Raw genomic sequence first — 19,284 nt, forward strand, 5'->3', positions numbered from 1 at the left:
ACGTATAGGCCGGTCAGCGGGGGCGCGATCCGTCCTTCGTCCCGGTTCTCCGGCCCGCCGGTCCTGGTCCGCCGGTCCTGGTCCGCGCGGCTGGGAGTCAGGGCCCGTCGGGCGGCACCTGGGAGCCGGCCTCCCGCAGCTCGTCCAGGCGCACGAGGCTGTCGTGAGCCGATTCCCGCTCCTCGACGGTGAGGGGGACCGCGGCGGCCCGGGCGAGCGCGGTCGCCGAGGTGTCCTCGTCGCCGAGCCGCCCGGCGACATCCGCGCGCAGCACGAGGAGTTCGAGGAGCTGCACGGGTGTGGGCTGCTCATCGAGGCGCAGCACCCGGTCGATGACCTGGGCGGCCGCCGCCGGGTCCCCCTTCGAGTCCGCCAGGAGCGACGCATGGTGCAGGGCGCGCGCGAAGGTCTCCTGGGGCGCGGGCCGGTGGTGCAGATCCGTGCTCGTCAGCTGTCCGATGCGGATGCAGTTGCCGCCCGGGTCGGTCATGAGGAACTGCCGCACCCCGTACGACATGTCCTTCAGCGGCCCGATCCGCGGCAGCCCACGGGTCGGGACCCTTCCGTACGCCGCCTTGAGGCCGGCCCGGAAGGCGTCGTGCAGCCCGTCGACGTCATCGGTCAGGACATAGCAGGTGCTCAGCGAGTCCGCCGGCTCGTAGTGCTTCACCCCGAAGAATTGGAGCTCGATGCCGCCGCGCTCCACGACGGCGTACGGGTTGGGGCTCTTCTGCTGGAAGGTCACCTCGAACCCGAGGGCGGTGTAGAAGTCGAGAACCGGCTGGATCGTCGGACACGGCAGGATCGGAATGGTCTTCTCACCCATGAACCCGACTCTAGTCAAAGTTGAGTAGGGAGAGGTGGATTTCCGGGAGGCGATGTCGCCGCGTCCTGAACGGCGCGTCAGGCGTGACCCAGGTGAAGGCATCAAGGCCAAGCAGCTCGGTTCCGCTGCCCAACTCATCGGGGAGGCGCGGGCCGTACCGGCCGGGCGGTGCTGGACGCCGGGGGAAATCCACCTCCTGGCCGAGGACTTGACCGCCGCGCTCGCGGAGGTGCACCGCGTCGCGGAGAGCCGTGGCGCCCGGCCGGCCGAGCTGTGGGGAGGAGCGGCAGGGTGCCCGGAGGTGCCCTGCGGAACCCGCGGTTCTTAACCCCCGGTCAGCAGATCCTCAAGGCCGCCTTAAGGATCTGCGGAGAGGGTCTGACCTGCTGTTTCCAGCGTCCGGGCGGCCGTATTTTCTACGCCGTGACGTTCCAGGCCGACCTCGGTGACGGGTACCCACCGGGCGGCGTGCCCCATCCTGGTGCAACGCCCCCGGACCCCGCCAATTCACCGCCCACCACCCATCCGCTCTACTCGCGGCTCACCCCCCGCTATGTGCCGCCCCGGCCGACCCGTGCGCCGCGCAGGGCTCCGGCGCCCGCGCCTCCGCTGCGTCTCTCGCCCATGACCTTGCTGCGGGTGCTGGGTCTCGGCGCGGTGGTGATCGTCGCGCTGTGGGTGGTGCAGGCCGAGCCCTCGGTGCGGCTCGATGCGCTGTTCGCCACCCTGGCCCATCTCACCGGGCTGCTCGCGGGCTACGGAATCCTGGTGATGCTGCTGCTGATGGCCCGGGTCCCGGCCATCGAACACGGCGTCGGCGCCGACCGGCTGGCCCGCTGGCACGCTTTCGGCGGCCGTCACGTCCTGCTCCTCTGCTTCGCGCACACCGTCTTCGCGCTGTGCGGTTATGCCGCCCACACCGGCACCGACGTCTTCGTGGCCGCCGTCGAGCTCATGGGCTACCCGGGTCTGGCCGCGGCCGCCATCGGCACCGCGCTGCTGGCCGGTGTCGGCATCACCTCGGCCCGTACGGTCCGCCGCCGGGTACGCCATGAGACCTGGCGCGCTGTCCATCTGCTGACCTATGTGGGCGCTGCCCTCGCCTTCGCCCACCAGCTCGCCGGGCCGGACCTGGCCGGCGGCCCGTTCGCCGCCTGGCTGTGGACGCTGCTGCACACCACCGTCGGCACCCTGCTGGTCTGGTACCGCCTGGTCGTACCGGCGCGGCAGGCGCTTCGGCACGGCCTGCGGGTGACCGAGGTGCGGGTCGAGGGCCCGGATGTGGTCTCGGTCGTCATGCGGGGCGTCGGGCTGGACGCGCTGCGGGCCGAGCCGGGGCAGTTCTTCCGCTGGCGGTTCCTGTCCCGGCGGTTGTGGCGGACCGCCCTGCCCTTCTCGCTCTCCGCGCCCGTACGCGATGACACCCTCCGGATCACCGTGAAGGCGTGCGGCGACCACACCCGCAGGATTCGCCGGATACGGCCGGGCGTACGGGTGCTGGCCACCGGCCCGTTCGGCGCGCTGACCGCACACCGGCGGACCCGGCGCAAGGTGCTGCTGCTGGCCGGCGGTGTCGGGATCACGCCGATGCGGGCGCTCTTCGAGACCCTGCCGGGTGAGCCGGGGGACCTCACGCTGCTCTACCGGGCGGGCAACGCCGCCCAGTTGGTGCTGCGGCAGGAGCTGGAGGAGATCGCCGCCGCACGCGGTGCGGCGCTGCACTACCTCCTCGGCCCGTCGGACGGCTCCTTCGACCCGCTGGCACCCCAAGCCCTGCGCAACCTCGTCCCGGACCTGGCGCACCACGATGTCTATCTGTGCGGGCCGCCCGGCATGTCCACGGCCGCGGCCACCGCCCTGGAACGGGCCGGGGTGCCGGCCGAACGCATCCACTCGGAGCAGTTCACGTTCTGAGGGCCGGTCCTGGTCGGCCCACCGCCCCCGCTCGCGCGGCCGTCCCCGGCGCCTGCCGTACCCGGTCGCCCCCGCCCCGTCGCCCCAACCGCCCCGATCCGCAAGGAAGTCCCCCCATGGCCCGACATCGCAAACCGCAGCCCGTCCCGGCCGTCACCGTGTGGGCCCGACGTCAGCTCGCCGCCTGCCTGGTGGGAGCGAGCGCGCTCACCGCCACCCTGGTGTCCCGGACGATCACCCCGTCCGCCCCGGTCTCCCCGGACCGCACACCGGCCGGGTACAACCTCCCCGAGCAGCCGACCGGCGGCTCCGTCACGCTGGTCAGCACGGCGTCGGAACCGGCCTCGACACGGGGCGGCTCGGCGACAGCACCCACCGGCTCGGCATCGGCACCGGTCGGCACGGCATCGACATCGGTCGGCAAGGCGTCAGTGGGCAAGGCGCCGGCACCGCTCCGCACCGCGTCGGCACCGTTCGGCACGGCGTCGACACCGGTCCGTACGGCCTCTTGAGGACCCGCGGCCGACGAACCGGACGCCCGGCCCGAACGAGCCCGTCCCGACGCCCCCTACGCCAGCCCCGAACGCCAACCCCTACGCCACCCCCAACCCGTCCAACTGCGCCAAGTCCCGCCCCGTGAGGGCGATCCGGGCCGCCGCCAGGTTCTCGTCGAGGTGGGCGGGGGAGCCGGTGCCCGGGGTGGGGAGCAGGACGGGGGAGCGGTGCAGGAGCCAGGCCAGGGCGATCTGGCCGGTGGTCGCGCCGTGCCGGGTGGCGACCGCGGTGAGGGGCGCGCCCGCGTCGCCGGTCAGGGCCCCGTTGCCCAGCGGGAACCACGGCAGAAACGCGATGCCCTGCTTCTCACACAGCTCCAGTACGTCCTCGGCGGCGCGGTCCAGCAGGTTGTAGCGGTTCTGCACGGAGGCGATGGGGGCGATCTCCCGGGCCCGGGTCAGCTCGGCCGCGTCGACCGAGTCCAGGCCGATGTGCCGGATCTTTCCCTCCCGTCGGAGGTCGAGCAGCGCGCCCAGCTGGTCGGCCATCGGTACGTCCGGGTCGAGCCGGTGCAGCTGGTAGAGATCGAGGGTGTCGGTGCGCAGGCGGCGCAGGCTCGCCTCACACATGGTGCGCAACTGCTCCGGGCGTCCCGCGATGTGCCAGCGGTCCGGGCCGGTACGGACCACACCGCCCTTCGTCGCGATCACCAGCCCCGCCGGATAGGGGTGCAGCGCGCGGGCCACCAACTCCTCCGCCACGTCGGGGCCGTAGTTGTCGGCGGTGTCGATCAGCGTGACCCCACGCTCGACCGCGTGGCGCAGCAGCGCGACGGAGCGTTCCGGAGCGTCGTGCCGGGGTCCCCAGTAGCCGGGGCCGACGAGCCCGCCGGTCCCGAATCCGAGCCGCCGGACCGGCAGCTCCCCGCCGATCCGGAACTCCGCCCACCCGGTCAACGCGGTTTCGGCATCCATGCATGCGGAGTTTAGGGCGGTGGTGGTTCATAAGATCAGCCGGTGCCTCCTGACATATCGCTGTTCGCCCTGACCCTGCTCTGCCTGGCCGCGCTCGCGGCGGGCTGGATCGACGCCGTGGTGGGCGGTGGCGGACTGCTGCTGCTCCCGGCGCTGCTCGTCGGCCTGCCGCACACCCCGGTCGCGTACGTCCTGGGGACCAACAAGTCCACCGCCATCGTGGGCACCACCGCGGCCGCCGCCACCTACGTCCGCCGGGCCCCGATCGATGTACGGACCGCGCTGCGCATCGGTCTCGCGGCGGTTGCCGGTTCGCTGGCCGGGGCGTTCTTCGCGGCCGGGATCAACAGCACGGTGCTGCGCCCGCTGATCATGGCCGTACTGCTGGGCGTGCTGCTGTTCATCCTGTTCCGGCCGGCCTTCGGGACCGCACCCGCTCCCTCGGGGCCGGTCTCCCGACGGCGCATCGCGGCGGCCGTCCTCGTCGCGGGCCTGGGCATCGGCTTCTACGACGGGCTGATCGGGCCCGGCACCGGCGCGTTCCTGGTGATCGCGCTCGCCGCGATGCTGCACATGGACCTGGTCACCGCCTCCGCCACCTCCAAGGTCGTAAACGTCTGCACCAACATCGGCGCACTGACGATGTTCGCGATCCAGGGCACGGTGCTGTGGCAACTGGGCGCGCTGCTCGCGGTGTTCAACTTCACCGGCGGCATGGTGGGCGCCCGGATGGCCCTCAAGCGCGGCGCCGGGTTCGTCCGCGGGGTGCTGGTGGTCGTGGTCGTCGCGCTGCTGTGCAAGCTGGCGTACGACCAGTGGCTGGCGGGCTGAGGGGCTGTTGCACGGCCGGGTGCCGGGCACCCGGGGCCGCGGCGGTCCGCCCCGGCCCCGGCCGTCCGCCCCAGCCCCGGGCGGTCCGCCCAGGATCGGCCCCGGCCGCGTTTGCGCCGGTCCGTCCCGCCCGTCCGCTCGACCGCCCTCAGAACCGGCAGCGGTACATCCGCGCCATGTCCCGCACCGCCGGCACCTTCGCCGACATCCGGGCCGCCAGCCGGTTGCCCGTCGGCAGCTTCTCGATCCCCGGGATCTCCATGGCGGAGATGTTCTCGACGATCTCCAGCCCCGGGCTCAGCGCCGCGATCCCCGCGGCGTCCGTGCCCCAGTGGAGCCGTGCGCCGGCCTTCACCACGACGCGGTTGAGCCACTGGACCCGGATCGCGAACCTGCTGAAGGCGTCGAAGGCCAGCTCACCGCCCGGCACCCGGTCCATCAGCCGCCGGAGCAGCGCCGTACCGTCCGCCTCGGTCAGATACATCAGCAGCCCCTCGGCCACGATCATCGTCGGCCGGTCCGCGGGGATCTGCGCCACCCACGCCGGGTCGGTCACGGACGACGCGAGCGCCGTGTAGCCCGCGCGCTCCGGGTAGAGCTGCCGCCGCAGTGCGATGACCTCGGGGTAGTCGACGTCGAACCACCGCACCCCCGGCCCGGGGGCGAGCCGGTACACCCGGCTGTCGAGGCCGCAGCCGAGATGCAGCACCGTCGCCTCCTCGTGCCGGGCGAGGAAACGTGCGGTCCAGTCGTCCAACTGCCGGGCGCGCAGGGCGACTCCGGCGGCGTTGCCGGGGCTCAGCCGCATCTTGCCGAAGTCGTAGTCGAGCCGCCGCACGGTGTCGGCGGCCGTGGGGTCGCCGAGGATCGGCTCCTTGGCCCGGCTGTCGACCGCGCGCCCGTAGAGCGTGGCGAGGAGGGTCTCCTTCTCCTCGGTCAGCCGCACCTTGGGACGCGGGCCGGGATGCGGTTCGGGCTGCGGGGCGGTATGCGGACTGGTCATAGCCTAGAGACTACTTAAGATTCAGAAAAATGTGAAGACTCGGAATTTCGAACCCGTGGCGGCGTTCCTGATCCGTCCCTTGCCCCCGCTCCGCCCCGATCCCCCTTCGCTTCGATAGCCCCCGTACCGATTCCCTCCCTACCTCCGGTCCGCCCCCGCGAGGGCCGCGGGGCGTGCCCCCGCCGCGATCTCGGTGACCGCCGTCAGCAGCACCGCGGAGTCCTCCAGGGCCAGCAGGCCGTGCCGCTCGCGCGGGGTCGTGACGACCTGACCGATCATCAATTCCTGGCCGCCGCCCGCACCGGTGAGCCGCACCCGCCCGCGGAGTACTTGCAGGCTCGCGGCCGGCGGTGCGTTGTGTTCGTCCAGCGAGGCGCCCGCGACCAGGGCGATCACGGTCTGCCGGAGCCGGTCGTCGTGTACGAAGAGACGGGCGCTGCGTCCGTGCGCGGAGGCCCTGGCGTCGTCGAGCTGCTGGCGGGCGAGCGCATCGAGATCGTCCATGATGCTGGCCTTTCGCGTACGGACCGGCGGCTGGGCTGCCCTTTCCATCGTTGCCGGTGCACGGGGGGACGCAACCGGGGAGCGTGGCCGCGGGCCCGGAAACCCGGCGCGCGGGGCGGGACGGCGTCCGGGTGCATACCGCCGCGGGGCGGGCCGGTCACTTCCGGGATGATCATCTCGTCCGTACGATGCGGTCCCGTGCCGTCGGCCGAGCCCGCTCAGCCGACGCGGTCCCCCCCGTCCCCGTACGTCCCCTCCCGACCCCCACCGAGAAGGATGCGCACCCGTGGCCGACCCGACTGCCCACAACGGCCCGCCCGACCCCACCGGGCGACCGGCAGGATTCCTGACCGTCATGACCACCATCGACAGCGAAGCCGGGGCCCGGAAACTGGCGCGCGGCGCGATCGAGGGCAGGCTCGCCGCCTGTGCGCAGATCAGTGCGCCGGTGACCTCGGTGTACCGCTGGGACGACGCGGTCGAGGCCAGTCAGGAGTGGCAGGTCCTGTTCAAGACCGCCGACGCGCGCTATGACGCGCTGGAGGCCTATCTCCTCGACGCGCACGACTACGACACCCCCGAGATCATCGCCACCCCCATCACCCGTGGTGGCGCCGGCTATCTGTCCTGGGTCGCAGAGGAGACGAGCTGACATGGAGCGCGACACCAGGGAACGCGACAGCACCGAGCGCGACGGTGCGGAAGGCCGCGCCGCGAGGCGAGTTGGGCGGGCGCGGCCCAAGCGGAAGCGCTGGATGAAGGCCGCGACGGCCGTGGCCGGAGTGACGGTGTGCCTGGCCACCGCCTCCGTCGGCCACGCCGTCAACGAGGCCCGGCGCGCGGCGCCGAAGACGGACCCCAGCCCCGTCCCCGAGGACACCTGGAGCAGCAAGGACGCCGCCGCCTACTGGACGCCCGACCGGATGGCGGGCGCCGCACCGGCCGGCAGCGACACCCCGGCACGGCCCGCCGCCCCCACCGCGTCCGCCCCCACGACCCGGTCCGCCGCGCCGAAGGGGACCGCCGCCGCGGCGGCCCGCGCCGGCCGGACCGCCCGGCACTTCGACGGCATTCCGTCCGTCGGCGTGCTGTTCTCCGTCGACGGGGACGCCAAGGCGCACCACTGCACCGCGAGCGTGGTGCACAGCCCGCACGGCAATATGATCCTCACCGCCGGGCACTGCAAGCCGGGAACCCGTGCGGCATTTGTGCCGCAGTATCGTTCCGGCGCAGCCTCCCAGCCGTACGGCGTGTGGGCGATCGAGCACACCTTCGCCTACCCCGGCCGCGGCACCACCGGCGCCGGCGCGGACCTCGACTTCGCCTTCGCCACCGTCGCCCCGAGCGAGGACGGCGACGACCTCGAAGACGTCACCGGCGGCAACACCCTTTCTCCCACGCCCGGTTACACCAACGACGTCACCGTCATCGGCTACCCGAACGTCCGGAACGACCCGCAGGACCGGGCCGTACGCTGCGCGACGACGACCAGCCGGCTGACCGGCACCCATGAACTGCGCATGGAATGCGGCGGGTTCTACGGCGGCACCTCCGGCAGCCCCTGGCTGAGCGACTTCGACGAGGACAGCGGCACCGGCCGGGTCATCGGCGTCATCGGCGGCCTCAACGGCGGCGGCCCGAAGGGCCCGGACGCCGACCGGATCTCCTACAGCCCGTACTTCGGCACGAAGGTCCTCACCCTCTACGCCCGCGCGGCGGAGAAGTGACCCAGGGGTGACGGAGGGGCGGAGGCGATGGAGGTGGCGGAGGCCACGAAGGCCTGAAGCCGACGAAGGTCAGTCACCTCCCGCAGCCGCCAGCGCCTCCGTCACCCCCTTCTCGCGCGGCCCGAGGAACTGCGGATCGGGCCGCAGCACCGCGTCCGCCGCCGCCTTCCCGGCCGCGAAGATCTCCCGTACGCCGCCGTACGCCCAGGTCACATCGCGCTTGGCGGCCACCGCGACACCATCGGAGTCGACGCCTGCCGCGCTGCACAGTGCCAGCGCGCGCCGGATGTGGAAGCCCTGACTGACCAGCACCGCCCGGTTCACGCCGAAGATCCGGTGGGCGCGGCTGCAGGAGTCCCAGGTGTCGAAGCCCGCGTAGTCGCTGACGATCTTGCGCCCCGGCACGCCGTGCCGCAGCAGATAGCTGCGCATCGCGTCCGGCTCGTCGTAGTCGTGCCGGCTGTTGTCGCCGGTCACCAGGACCGCCCGGACCGTGCCCCGTTCGTACAGCGCGGCGGCCGCGTCCAGCCGGTGCGCGAGGTACGGCGACGGTTCGCCGTTCCACAGGCCCGCGCCGAAGACGATGGCCACCGGGGCGGCCGGCACATCCGCGACGTCGTGCACCCGCGGCCCCGCGGTCGCGTTCATCCAGGTCGCGGGCGCCAGTGCCACCACCGCCGCCGCCACCACGACCTGGAACGCCCGGCGCTGCCCCCGCCGGCTCCGCGGCACCCGCAGCCGCCGCACCCCGTCCCATATCCGCCGCCCCGGCCCCGGTACCGGCCCTCGCATCCCTGCCCCCGTTCCTGCCCATGTCCTGACCGCGTCCGTTCGCGGCCGGTCTTGCAGGCACCGACGCCGGACGCGCCGCGATGGTTGCAGCGGGGGCCTGGCATCGTGGCAGAGGGAGCACCCGCCGTCCGGAGAGGAACGCACCACGATGCCCCGTGAAACCGAGCGGCTGCCGTTCTTCGTCTACGGGACGCTGCGGCCCGGCGAGGTCAACTACGGCCCGGCCCTGCGCGGCCGGACCGTGGCCGAGGAACCGGCCCGTATCGGTGGCGCGCTGCTGTACGACGGCCCCGGATACCCGTACGCGACGGCCGGGCCCGCCGGAGCGGTGGTGCACGGTGCGCTGGTCCGGCCCCGGGACACCGACTACGACGAGGTGTGCGCGCTCCTCGACCGGCTGGAGGGCTATGTCCCCGGCGACCCGCGGAACCACTACGAGCGGGTGCCCACCGAGGCCGTGTGCGCGGACGGCCGGACCGTACGGGCCTGGGTCTACCTGGCGGCGGGACCGCTCGCCGCCCGGCTGCGTGCCACCGGCACGCCCCTACCGGGCGGCGACTGGCCGGCCTCACGGGCGGCGTCCGGCTGACCGGCGTTCCGACCGCCCCCGCCGCACCACGAGAACGGCAGCCGGCCACCCCCGGGCGCCGCCACAGCCGCAGCCACCGCCCCGGCTAACCTGGACGCCCCCTCGGCCCCCCGGGGCTCCCCCTGCCGAGGCCCCTTCCCGTACCGCTTCCCGTACCGCAGAACAGGTGTGACCGCGTGGCTTCCTCCCCGTCCTCCCCGTCCGCAACCGCCCACCAGCCGCTGCCCAAGGCGGAGCTGCATCTGCACATCGAGGGCACGCTGGAACCCGAGCTGGCCTTCGCGCTCGCCGGGCGCAACGGTGTGCAGCTGCCGTACGCCACCGAGGACGAGCTGCGCCGCGCCTACTCCTTCGCCGACCTCCAGTCCTTCCTGAACCTCTACTACGCGCTGATGGCCGTGCTGCGCACCGAGGACGACTTCGCCGACCTCGCGCACGCCTATCTCGCCCGCGCCAAGGAGCAGGGCGTACGGCACGCCGAGATCTTCTTCGACCCGCAGGCGCACACCGCGCGCGGTGTCCCGGTCGGCACCGTCATCAACGGCCTCGCCCGCGCCTTTGACAGCGCCCAGGAGACCTACGGCATCAGCACCCGCCTGATCATGTGCTTCCTGCGCGACGAGAGCGCCGAGTCGGCCCTCGCGACCTTCGAGGCGGCCCGTCCCCACTTCGACCGGATCACCGCCGTCGGCCTGGACTCGGCCGAGGTCGGGCACCCGCCGTCGAAGTTCCGGGAGGTCTTCGCGCTGGCGCGGGAGGCCGGCCTCAAGTGCGTGGCGCACGCGGGGGAGGAGGGGCCCGCCGCCTACGTGTGGGAGGCGCTGGACGTGCTCGGCGTGGACCGGATCGACCACGGGGTGCGCTCCCTTGAGGACGAGCGGCTGGTGGCCCGTCTGGTGGCGGACCAGGTGCCGCTCACCGTCTGCCCGCTGTCCAACGTCCGGCTGCGGGTCATCGACGACCTCGCCGACCACCCGCTGCCCGCGATGCTGGACGCCGGGCTGCTGGTGACGGTCAACTCCGACGATCCGTCCTACTTCGGCGGTTACGTCGACGACAACTTCACCGCGGTACGCGACGCCCTCGGCCTCGACCAGGAGACTCTGCGCACCCTCGCCCGGAATTCCTTCCGCGCCTCCTTCCTCGACGAGCCGACCCGCGAGCGGTACCTGCGGGAAGTGGACGCGCACCAGGCGTAGGGCAGGGTCCGCCCCGGGGCGACCGGCGGGCTCTGCCGCGCCCGCCCCGGGACCGGCGCGGCACGGGACGTGAGATGCCCCCGCCGCCCGCCCTGTCCCCGGGGCGCGGGCCGGGGGCAGCCGGACGGAACACGGAGTTCGCCGCGGGGAAACGCGGTCGCAACGACCGGCTGCCAGGCTCGGGCCATGACGGCGCCGATACCGCACCTGCCCTCCGCGTCCTGCGACCCCCTCGGTACGGGAGACCTCGCCGCCGAGATCACCGCACAGCTCGGGACCCAGCTCCGCCGCGTCCGGCTGCACGGCTTCCGGCGGCCGGACGCCCCGGTCCCCACCCTCGTCGCCGTCGCCCACGGCAGCCGCGACCCGCGCGCCCTGCCCACCGTGCGGGCGCTGCTCGACCGGGTCCGTGCGCTGCGCCCCGGGCTGCCCGTACGGCTCGGGCACCTCGAACTGAACCGGCCGCTGCTCACCGACACCCTCGCCGGGCTGCGCGGCGCCGCCGTCCTCGTACCGCTGCTGTTCGGCCGCGGCCACCACGTCACCCACGACCTGCCCGCCGCGCTCGCCGCCGCACCGCAGCTCACCGGCCGGGTCGCCGCGCCCCTCGGACCGCACCCACTGCTCGCCGAGGCGCTGCACGCCCGGCTGCTGGAGGCCGGCTTCCCCGGCGCCCCGTCCCCGCGCACCGCCGTCGTCCTGGCCGCCGCCGGCTCCCGCGCCCCGCGGTCCGCCCACGACACCGAACGCATCGCCCGGCTGCTCTCGCACCGGCTCGGCGGCACGCCTGTCCTGCCCGCCTACGCCTCGGCGGCCCGCCCGTCGCCCGCCACCGCCCCGGCACGAGACGCTGCGCGTCGCCCCGCTGAGATCCCCACCGTCCCCGACGCGGTCCGTGCGCTGACCGCCCGCGGCCACGACCGGATCGCCGTCGCCGGGTGCTTCACCGCCCCCGGCCGTTTCGCCACCCAGTGCGCGGCCGCCGCCCCCGGGACCGCCGCCGGACCCCTGGGCGACCACCCCGCACTGGCCCGTCTCGTACTGCACCGCTACGACCAAGCACTGCTCGCACCGGCCGGATACGACCCCGAGGGCATCCGGGCGGCTACCGTCGCGGTATGACGGGCACACCACCGACCATCTCCGGCTACACCGCGGCCGACCTCGAACGCTGGGTCCCCGAGCCCGACAAGCGGCCGGGACGCACCGCCTTCCAGCGCGACCGCGCCCGGGTGCTGCACTCCGCCGCGCTGCGCCGGCTGGCCGGCAAGACCCAGGTCGTCACCCCGGGCGCGCACACGGCCGCCTGGGACGCCAGCCCGCGCACCCGGCTGACCCACTCCCTGGAGTGCGCCCAGGTCGGCCGGGAACTCGGCGCCGCCCTCGGCTGCGACCCCGACCTGGTCGAGACCGCCTGTCTGGCACACGACCTCGGCCACCCGCCCTTCGGGCACAACGGCGAGCAGACGCTCAATGAAGTCGCCGCGCCCTGCGGCGGTTTCGAGGGCAACGCCCAGTCGCTGCGGCTGCTGGCCCGTCTGGAGCCCAAGCGGTTCGTGCCCGCCCAGGACGGCGGGGCGCGCAGCGTGGGCCTCAACCTCTCCCGCGCCGCGCTCGACGCGGCCACCAAGTACCCCTGGACGCGCGGCGCGCACCCCACCGAGCCCGGCTCGGGGAAGTTCGGGGTGTACGAGGACGACCTGCCGGTCTTCGGATGGTTCCGGCAGGGCGCCCCGGACGCGGCCCGGAGCTTCGAGGCGCAGGTCATGGACTGGTCGGACGATGTGGCGTACTCGGTGCACGACGTCGAGGACGGGCTGCACGCCGGGCACCTCGACCCCAATGTGCTGCTCGCCGACCCCGAGCGCGCCGAGATCTTCGCCGTCGCCGCCGAGCGTTACGCTCCGGGCGCCGGCCCCGAGGAGCTGGCCGCGGCGCTGGACCGCCTCCTGGAGCAGGAATGGTGGCCGCACGGCTACGACGGCTCCGCGCTCGCCCAGGCCCGCCTCAAGGACGCCACCAGCCAGCTGATCGGCCGCTTCTGTCTCGCGGCGGAGGGCGCGACGCGGGCCCGGTGGGGGAGCGGGCGGCTCACCCGTTACGGCGCCGAGCTGGTGGTTCCGGCCGAAACCCGGCTGGAATGCGCCGTTTTGAAGGCGGTCGCCGACCGGTACGTCATGCAGCGCCCCGACCAGGAAGCGCTCCGCGCCGAACAGCGCGTCGTCATCGCCGAACTGGCCGAGGCGTTGCTCACCCGTGCCCCCGACGGCCTTGATCCACAGTTCCGTTCACTGTTCGACACGGCCTCCGACGACACCGCGCGGATGCGTGCCGTCATCGACCAGATCGCGGCCCTGACCGACACGTCGGCCCGCTCGCTGCACGCCCGTCTCACCCGGCGCCCCGGTCAGCGGGGGGCCGGCCGCGGGTGACCCTGGAGGGCAGCCCCTCTTCCCCCCTCACGCTCCGTGCGGGACGCTCGAACCCGACCGGTTTCGAACGGAGCACCCTGACAACAGCGAACAGCGAGCCCTGACGACGGCGGACGGAACTCCGTTCGGCGGACGGCGAACGGGAACCCCGGCCGGCGCCGGTCGAGGACCGTCGGCGGCGATCGGGAACCCCGGCGCCGCAGAGCGCATCAACGGGGGAGAGCCGGGGGGTACATCGGGGGCGTTCACGGACGCGGACGCGGCCGTACGGCACCGCAACGAGGAGGAAGCAAGTGGTCGACGCACACCAGACGTTCGTCATCGTCGGGGGTGGCCTGGCCGGGGCGAAGGCCGCGGAGACGCTCCGCGCGGAAGGCTTCACCGGCCGGGTGATCCTCATCTGTGACGAGCGCGACCACCCCTACGAGCGCCCCCCGCTCTCCAAGGGGTACCTGCTCGGCAAGGAAGAGCGCGACAGCGTCTTCGTCCACGAACCCGCCTGGTACGCCCAGGCGCACATCGAACTCCACCTGGGCCAGCCCGCCGTCCACCTGGACCCCACGGCCAAGACGGTACGCCTGGGCGACGGCACCCTGATCGCCTACGACAAGCTGCTGCTGGCCACCGGCGCCGAGCCGCGCCGCCTGGACATCCCCGGCACCGGCCTGGCCGGCGTGCACCACCTGCGCCGCCTCGCGCACGCCGAACGGCTGCGCGGCGTCCTGGCCTCCCTCGGCCGGGACAACGGCCATCTGGTGATCGCCGGCGCCGGCTGGATCGGCCTGGAGGTCGCCGCCGCGGCCCGCTCCTACGGCGCCGAGGTCACCGTCGTCGAGGCCGCCCCCACCCCGCTGCACGGCATCCTCGGGCCCGAACTCGGCGGCCTGTTCGCCGATCTGCACCGCGAACACGGCGTCCGCTTCCACTTCGGCGCCCGTTTCACCGAGATCGTCGGCCAGGACGGCGTGGTGCTCGCGGTGCGCACCGACGACGGCGAGGAACACCCCGCCCACGACGTGCTCGCCGCGATCGGCGCCGCCCCGCGCACCGCCCTCGCCGTCCAGGCCGGACTCGACCTGGTCGACCGCGCGGCCGGCGGCGGCATCGCGGTGGACGCCTCGCTGCGCACCTCAGACCCGTACATCTACGCCGCCGGCGACGTCGCCGCCGCCGACCACCCCCTCCTGGACACCCGGCTGCGCGTCGAGCACTGGGCCAACGCCCTCAACGGCGGCCCGGCCGCCGCGCGCGCCATGCTCGGCCAGGACGTCAGCTACGACCGCATCCCGTACTTCTTCTCCGACCAGTACGACGTCGGCATGGAGTACTCCGGCTACGCCCCGCCCGGCTCGTACGCGCAGGTCGTCTGCCGCGGCGACGTCGCCAAGCGGGAGTTCATCGCCTTCTGGCTCGGCGCCGACGGCCGCCTGCTCGCGGGGATGAACGTCAACGTCTGGGACGTCGCCGAGTCCATCCGGCAACTCATCCGGTCCGGCGCGCCGTTGGCGCCCGAGGCGCTGGCCGATCCGGAGGTTCCGCTGGCCTCGCTGCTCCCGTAGCGTGCGGACATGACCCAGAGCACCGAAGGTCCCACCGGCCCCGGCAGCCCCGCGATCCCGGCCGTCGTCACCCTCGACGACGTCCGGGACGCCGCCCGGCGGCTGGCGGGTGTCGCCCACCGCACGCCCGTGCTGCGCTCCCGCACCCTCGACGCCCTGGCCGGCGCCGAGATCCACCTCAAGTGCGAGAACTTCCAGCGGGTCGGCGCCTTCAAGTTCCGCGGCGCCTACAACGCCGTCTCCCGGCTGTCCCCGGAACAGCTCGCCCGTGGCGTCGCCGCCTACTCCTCCGGCAACCACGCCCAGGCCGTCGCCCTGGCCGCCCGGGAGCTGGGCAGCCACGCCGTCATCGTGATGCCCGAGGACTCCCCGCAGTCCAAGGTCGACGCCACCGCCGGCTACGGCGCCGAGATCGTCCGCTACGACCGCTACACCGGCGACCGGGTCGCCATCGGCCGGCAGCTCGCCGAGGAGCGCGGCCTCGCGCTGATCCCGCCGTACGAGCATCCGCACATCATCGCCGGGCAGGGCACCGCAGCCCTGGAGCTGCTGGAGGAGACCGGCCCGCTCGACGCGCTGCTGACGCCGGTCGGCGGCGGCGGGCTGATGGCCGGCTCGGCCACCGCCGCCACCGCCCTGGTCCCCGGCATCCGCATGATCGGCGTGGAGCCGGAGGCCGGCGACGACACCCTCCGCTCCCTGGCCGCCGGCCACCCCGTCACCATCCCCGTCCCGCACACCATCGCCGACGGCCAGGCTCTCGCCACCCCCGGCGAGCTGACCTTCGCGGTCAACCGGCGCCTCCTCGACTCGGTCGTCCTGGTCAGCGACGACGAGATCCGCGCGGCCATGAAGTTCGCCTTCGAGCGCCTCAAGATCGTCACCGAGCCCAGTGGCGCCAGTGCTCTGGCCGCCCTCCTCACCGGCCGCCTCGCCCCCCTGCCACCCCGCGTCGGCGTGATCATCTCGGGCGGCAACGTGGGGCTGGAGCGGTTCCTGGAACTGCTGGGCTGACGGGGGAGCCCGCGGCGCCGGCGACCACGCGCGGCGAGGGATGTCCGCCCCCGGCCGTAGAATTCACGCGTGGCAGGCAGGATCAACGATGACGATGTGAAGGCGGTGCGGGACGCGGTCCCGATCGACGCCGTCGTGGCCGAGTACCTCCAGCTCCGCAACGCCGGCGGCGGCAACCTCAAGGGCCTGTGCCCCTTCCACGACGAGAAGTCCCCGTCCTTCCACGTCAGCCCGGCCAAGGGCCTCTACCACTGCTTCGGCTGCCAGGAGGGCGGCGACACCGTCGACTTCGTCATGAAGATCGACCACCTCTCCTTCGCCGAGACCATCGAGCGCCTCGCCTCCCAGGCCGGTATCACCCTGCGCTACGAGGAAGGCGGCTACACCCCCGGCCGCCAGCAGGGCGAGCGCACCCGCCTGGTCGAGGCCCACAAGGCCGCCGCCCAGTATTACGCCGAGCAGCTGGACAGCCCCGAGGCCGAGATCGCCCGCAAGTTCCTCGCCGAGCGCGGCTTCGACCAGGCCGCCGCCCAGCACTTCGGCGTCGGCTACAGCCCGGCCGGCTGGGACCACCTCACCCGCTTCCTGCGCGGCCGCCGCTTCAGCGACCAGGAGCTGGTCCTCTCCGGCCTCTCCCAGGAGGGCCGCCGAGGCCCCATCGACCGCTTCCGCGGCCGCCTGATGTGGCCGATCCGCGACATCGCCGGCGAGGTCGTCGGCTTCGGCGCCCGCAAGCTCCGCGACGACGACAACGGCCCCAAGTACCTCAACACCCCCGAGACCCCGATCTACCGGAAGTCCCAGGTCCTCTACGGCATCGACCTCGCCAAGAAGGAGATCGCCAAGACCAGCCGCGCGGTCGTCGTCGAGGGCTACACCGACGTGATGGCCTGCCATCTGGCCGGGATCACCACCGCCATCGCCACCTGCGGCACGTCCTTCGGCGAAGGCCACATCAAGATCCTCCGCCGCCTCCTGATGGACAACTCCGGCTCCGAGGTCGTCTTCACCTTCGACGGCGACGCCGCGGGCCAGAAGGCCGCCCTGCGCGCCTTCGAGGACGACCAGAAGTTCGCCGCCGAGACCTCCATCGCGATCACCCCGGGCGGTATGGACCCCTGCGACCTGCGGCTCGCCAAGGGCGACCAGGCCGTCGCCGACCTCGTCGAGTCCCGCACCCCGCTCTTCGAGTTCGCGCTGCGCCATGTCGTCTCCCGGCACAACCTCGACACCACCGTCGGCCGCGCCGCCGCCCTCGACGAGGCCGCCCCCATCGTCGCGAACATCAAGAACAGCTCCATCCAGCACGAGTCCGCCGTCCAGCTCGCCGGCATCCTCGGCATCCTGGACACCCAGTTCGTGGTCAAGCGGGTCTCCCAGCTCGCCCGCTGGGCCCGCGAACGCGGCCGCGACGGCGGCCCCGACCAGGGCCGTCAGCAGCGCCGCGGCCAGGCCCCGGCGCCCGCGGAGGCCCGCCCCGCACCCGGCCCGCGCGGCCCGGCCCTCAACCTCCGCAGCCCCGCCCACCGCGTCGAGCGGGAGCTGCTCAAGCTGGCGCTGCAGCGCCCCGACCTGGTCTCCCCGGCCTTCGACGCCTACGGTGCCGACGAGTTCACCGCCGCGCCGTATGCCGTGGTCCGCCAGTGCATCGAGGATGCCGGCGGCACCACGGCCGGCGCCGCCGACCAGGCCTTCGTCCCCCGGGTGCGGGAGGCCGCCCCCGACGACACCGTCCGCGCCATGGTCACCGAGCTCGCCGTCGAACCGCTGCACACCCGCCGTGATCCCGACGAGGCCTACGCCGGCGTCCAGTTGGTCGCCGTCCGCCTCGCCGCCGTCAACCAGCGCGTCACCGAGATCCGCGGCACCCTCCAGCGCCTCGGCCCCCGCGCCGACCCCGGACACCTGGCGGCCGTCCAGAACGAGCTGTGGGTCCTCCAGCAGTACGGCCAGTCCCTGCGCGAACGCGGCTACGCCGCCCTGTAGCCGCGGGGAGCCCCCGGGAGCCCGCGACGGGTACCCCGCGTGCCCGTAGCACCCCGCGGTAGCCGTCCGGTCACGGACCGGACTCAAAAAGTGCTCGCACGCCCCTCGTGGCAGGCCTGTGTCGTACTCCACACTGAGGAGCGGTGCCCACGTCCCGGTGCGCGGCGGGCCCGGTCGAACCGCACCGGAATCCCCCGCGGAACCACCCGTGACGTACGGGACGGCCGGCGGCCCGCCGCCACCGTGCCCGACCTTTCTGCCGCTTCAGCAGCGATCACCCTGGAGGTCGCCCCCGTGCAGACGCAGACCCTCGCCGACGCGCCGGCCGGCACGGAACCGGAAACCGACCCGGACGCGGAGCCGGACGCGCAACCGCTCACCGTGCCGCAGCAGGCCGAACCACCCGCCGCCGAGATGATCGTCGAGGAGGTCACCCCGGAGCCGGCGCCGCGCCCCGAGGCGGGCAGCCCGTCCGCCGACCTCTTCCGCCAGTACCTCCGCGAGATCGGCCGGATCCCGCTGCTCACCGCCGCCGAGGAAGTCGAGCTGGCACGCCGCGTCGAGGCCGGTCTCTTCGCCGAGGAGAAGCTCACCAGCACCCCCGACCTCGCCTCCCGACTCGCCTTCGACCTCGACAAGTTGGTGGTCCTGGGCCGGATCGCCAAGCGCCGCCTGATCGAGGCCAACCTGCGGCTGGTGGTCTCCGTCGCCAAGCGGTACGTCGGCCGCGGGCTGACCATGCTCGACCTCGTCCAGGAGGGGAACCTCGGGCTGATCCGCGCGGTCGAGAAGTTCGACTACGCCCGCGGCTACAAGTTCTCCACCTACGCCACCTGGTGGATCCGTCAGGCCATGTCCCGCGCCCTCGCCGACCAGGCCCGCACCATCCGCGTCCCGGTCCATGTCGTCGAACTGATCAACCGCGTCGTACGGGTCCAGCGGCGGATGCTCCAGGAGCGCGGCCACGAACCGACGCCCGAGGAGGTCGCCGCCCACCTCGACCTGACCGGGGAACGCGTCAGCGAGGTGCTGCGGCTGGCCCAGGAGCCGGTCTCGCTGCACGCCCCCGTCGGCGAGGAGGAGGACGTCGCGCTCGGCGACCTCATCGAGGACGGCGACGCCGCCTCGCCCGTCGAATCCGCCGCGTTCCTGCTGCTCCGCGAGCACCTCGACGCGGTGCTGTCCACCCTCGGCGAGCGCGAACGCAAGGTCGTCCAGCTCCGCTACGGCCTCGCCGACGGCCGCCCCCGCACCCTGGAGGAGATCGGCCGGATCTTCGGCGTCACCCGCGAGCGGATACGGCAGATCGAGTCCAAGACCCTCAACAAGCTCCGCGACCACGCCTACGCCGACCAGCTCCGCGGCTACCTCGACTGAGCCCGCCGCGCCCGGCCCCGGGCACACCCGGCACACCCGCGCCCGCCAAGCCCGCCCGGTAC

General features: G+C 73.6%; 18 protein-coding genes. 13 read left to right on the plus strand and 5 right to left on the minus strand.

Annotation, left to right across the window (positions count from 1 at the left end; translation table 11 throughout):
* Positions 1-97: 97 nt before the first annotated feature.
* Positions 98-826, minus strand: a complete 729-nt coding sequence (locus ACFW5B_RS14550) for a bleomycin resistance protein (protein WP_386438525.1) — start codon at positions 824-826, stop codon at positions 98-100.
* Positions 827-1,450: 624 nt separating this feature from the next.
* On the opposite strand from ACFW5B_RS14550, the gene ACFW5B_RS14555 reads away from it, so the two are divergent.
* Positions 1,451-2,740 carry a ferric reductase-like transmembrane domain-containing protein gene (locus ACFW5B_RS14555; RefSeq protein ID WP_386438746.1) on the plus strand — a complete coding sequence of 430 codons (1,290 nt, stop codon included), beginning with the start codon at positions 1,451-1,453 and terminating at the stop codon, positions 2,738-2,740.
* Between the two features lie 116 nt (positions 2,741-2,856).
* Positions 2,857-3,252 (plus strand): hypothetical protein, encoded by a 396-nt coding sequence (locus tag ACFW5B_RS14560; RefSeq protein WP_386438527.1) that lies wholly within the window; start codon positions 2,857-2,859, stop codon positions 3,250-3,252.
* Positions 3,253-3,333: 81 nt separating this feature from the next.
* Here ACFW5B_RS14560 and ACFW5B_RS14565 read toward each other — a convergent pair whose 3' ends face one another.
* On the minus strand, positions 3,334-4,209 hold the full coding sequence (locus ACFW5B_RS14565; RefSeq protein ID WP_386438529.1) for an aldo/keto reductase: 876 nt from the start codon (positions 4,207-4,209) through the stop codon (positions 3,334-3,336).
* Between the two features lie 42 nt (positions 4,210-4,251).
* Between ACFW5B_RS14565 and ACFW5B_RS14570 the strand changes: the two genes are divergently transcribed.
* Entirely contained in the window at positions 4,252-5,040 is a 789-nt protein-coding gene (locus tag ACFW5B_RS14570; protein ID WP_386438531.1) for a sulfite exporter TauE/SafE family protein, read from the plus strand.
* Positions 5,041-5,188: 148 nt separating this feature from the next.
* Here ACFW5B_RS14570 and ACFW5B_RS14575 read toward each other — a convergent pair whose 3' ends face one another.
* Both ACFW5B_RS14575 and ACFW5B_RS14580 read right to left on the minus strand, forming a co-directional pair.
* Positions 5,189-6,043, minus strand: coding sequence for a class I SAM-dependent methyltransferase (locus ACFW5B_RS14575; RefSeq protein ID WP_386438534.1), 855 nt, complete (start codon positions 6,041-6,043; stop codon positions 5,189-5,191).
* 138 nt (positions 6,044-6,181) lie between these two features.
* Positions 6,182-6,547 carry a cupin gene (locus ACFW5B_RS14580; protein WP_386438537.1) on the minus strand — a complete coding sequence of 122 codons (366 nt, stop codon included), beginning with the start codon at positions 6,545-6,547 and terminating at the stop codon, positions 6,182-6,184.
* A 286-nt stretch (positions 6,548-6,833) separates the two neighbouring features.
* On the opposite strand from ACFW5B_RS14580, the gene cutA reads away from it, so the two are divergent.
* Both cutA and ACFW5B_RS14590 read left to right on the plus strand, forming a co-directional pair.
* Positions 6,834-7,199: a divalent-cation tolerance protein CutA gene (cutA, locus tag ACFW5B_RS14585; RefSeq protein ID WP_386438540.1), complete on the plus strand. Its 366-nt coding sequence runs from the start codon at positions 6,834-6,836 to the stop codon at positions 7,197-7,199.
* Position 7,200: 1 nt separating this feature from the next.
* Positions 7,201-8,274 (plus strand): trypsin-like serine peptidase, encoded by a 1,074-nt coding sequence (locus tag ACFW5B_RS14590; protein ID WP_386438543.1) that lies wholly within the window; start codon positions 7,201-7,203, stop codon positions 8,272-8,274.
* A 69-nt stretch (positions 8,275-8,343) separates the two neighbouring features.
* Here ACFW5B_RS14590 and ACFW5B_RS14595 read toward each other — a convergent pair whose 3' ends face one another.
* Positions 8,344-9,066, minus strand: coding sequence for a vancomycin high temperature exclusion protein (locus tag ACFW5B_RS14595; RefSeq protein ID WP_386438546.1), 723 nt, complete (start codon positions 9,064-9,066; stop codon positions 8,344-8,346).
* A gap of 148 nt (positions 9,067-9,214) precedes the next feature.
* On the opposite strand from ACFW5B_RS14595, the gene ACFW5B_RS14600 reads away from it, so the two are divergent.
* From ACFW5B_RS14600 to ACFW5B_RS14635, 8 genes are all read left to right on the plus strand, one after another.
* A complete protein-coding gene (locus tag ACFW5B_RS14600; RefSeq protein ID WP_386438548.1) occupies positions 9,215-9,655 on the plus strand; it encodes a gamma-glutamylcyclotransferase family protein in 441 nt (146 codons plus the stop codon).
* A 176-nt stretch (positions 9,656-9,831) separates the two neighbouring features.
* A complete protein-coding gene (locus ACFW5B_RS14605) occupies positions 9,832-10,854 on the plus strand; it encodes an adenosine deaminase (RefSeq protein WP_386438551.1) in 1,023 nt (340 codons plus the stop codon).
* Positions 10,855-11,040: 186 nt separating this feature from the next.
* Positions 11,041-11,976 (plus strand): sirohydrochlorin chelatase, encoded by a 936-nt coding sequence (locus tag ACFW5B_RS14610; protein WP_386438554.1) that lies wholly within the window; start codon positions 11,041-11,043, stop codon positions 11,974-11,976.
* Entirely contained in the window at positions 11,973-13,286 is a 1,314-nt protein-coding gene (locus ACFW5B_RS14615) for a deoxyguanosinetriphosphate triphosphohydrolase (RefSeq protein WP_386438557.1), read from the plus strand. Before ACFW5B_RS14610 ends, ACFW5B_RS14615 begins: the two co-directional genes overlap by 4 nt.
* A 293-nt stretch (positions 13,287-13,579) precedes the next feature.
* Positions 13,580-14,845, plus strand: a complete 1,266-nt coding sequence (locus tag ACFW5B_RS14620) for an NAD(P)/FAD-dependent oxidoreductase (RefSeq protein ID WP_386438560.1) — start codon at positions 13,580-13,582, stop codon at positions 14,843-14,845.
* A 9-nt stretch (positions 14,846-14,854) separates the two neighbouring features.
* Positions 14,855-15,859: a pyridoxal-phosphate dependent enzyme gene (locus tag ACFW5B_RS14625; protein WP_386438563.1), complete on the plus strand. Its 1,005-nt coding sequence runs from the start codon at positions 14,855-14,857 to the stop codon at positions 15,857-15,859.
* A gap of 69 nt (positions 15,860-15,928) precedes the next feature.
* Positions 15,929-17,845, plus strand: coding sequence for a DNA primase (gene dnaG / locus ACFW5B_RS14630; RefSeq protein ID WP_386438566.1), 1,917 nt, complete (start codon positions 15,929-15,931; stop codon positions 17,843-17,845).
* Between the two features lie 294 nt (positions 17,846-18,139).
* The gene (locus tag ACFW5B_RS14635) at positions 18,140-19,222 is read left to right on the plus strand and encodes an RNA polymerase sigma factor (RefSeq protein ID WP_386438569.1); all 1,083 of its coding nucleotides are present in this window, start codon (positions 18,140-18,142) and stop codon (positions 19,220-19,222) included.
* Positions 19,223-19,284: the final 62 nt, after the last annotated feature.

Source organism: Streptomyces sp. NPDC058773 (assembly GCF_042746015.1).
In the GTDB taxonomy this organism is placed as follows: Bacteria; Actinomycetota; Actinomycetes; order Streptomycetales; family Streptomycetaceae; genus Streptomyces.